Here is a 1006-nt window from a genome sequence, read left to right on the forward strand (position 1 = left end):
CCGCCCGGGTCGTACACGCCCCCGCAGCACCACACGCCGCCGCCCGGGGCGCAGGCCCCGGCGCATCCGCACACTCCGCCCCCGGGCCACGCTCCGCAGCCGTCACCGGCGCACGCCCATGCCTACGCGCCCACGCAGTACCCCGCCGCACACCAGCAGTCCGGGGGCTACCCGACCGCGCCGGTGCCGCCCACGCCGGGCGGCAAGGGCAAGGGCGGCGGCAGGCGCGGTGGGGGAGTAGCCCGCGGGCGGTGCCGCCGGAGCCGCGGGCGCCGTCGGGGGGTGACCCACGGACGGCGCGGCCGAGGGGGGCGGCGGAGTCTGGACCGGAGCGGGCGCCGCCGCCCGTACGGTGATGTCGGCGGCCACCGAGACCGGCAGCCAGTCCTCGGGGCGCCGCAGCACCGTCTCCGCGTTCGCCGACTGGCACAGGGTGATCACCTCGGCGACCGTCGGCCGCGCCTCCGGGTCCTTCGCGAGACAACGGGTGACCAGTTCCCTGAGCCGGTCGGGGACCTGCGCGAGATCCGGCTCCTCGTGCACGATCCGGTAGAGCACCCCGTGCGAGGTCCCCTCCCCGAACGCGGGCGAGCCCGTGGCCGCGTACGCCGCGACCTGGCCGAGCGCGAAGATGTCGGTGGCCGCGGTGACCCGGCGGCCCGCGGCCTGCTCGGGGGCCATGAACGACGGGGTGCCGATGGTGACCYCGCTGCCGGTCAGCGAGGTGGCGTCGGCGGCGTAGGCGATGCCGAAGTCGATGACGCGCGGACCGTCGGCCGCGAGCAGGACGTTGGAGGGCTTGAGGTCGCGGTGCACGATGCCCGCGCCGTGGATGACGTGCAGGGCCTCGGCCATGCCGGCGATCAGCAGCAGCACCGCCTCGACCGGCAGCGCGCCGTGCGCGACGACCGAGTCGGCGAGCGAGGGGCCGGGGACGTACGCGGTCGCGAGCCAGGGCTGCGCGCCGTCGGTGTCGGCGTCGATGACCGGCGCGGTGAACAGCCCC

1 protein-coding gene is annotated in these 1006 nt (G+C 77.2%); it reads right to left on the reverse strand.

Going from position 1 to position 1006, the window contains the following annotated elements:
• Positions 1-102 precede the first annotated feature (102 nt).
• A partial coding sequence (locus tag EAO71_RS32995; protein ID WP_410094227.1) for a serine/threonine-protein kinase occupies positions 103-1006 on the reverse strand: 904 nt, incomplete at its 5' end.

The organism is Streptomyces sp. MS191 (assembly GCF_008042125.1).
In the GTDB taxonomy this organism is placed as follows: Bacteria; Actinomycetota; Actinomycetes; order Streptomycetales; family Streptomycetaceae; genus Streptomyces.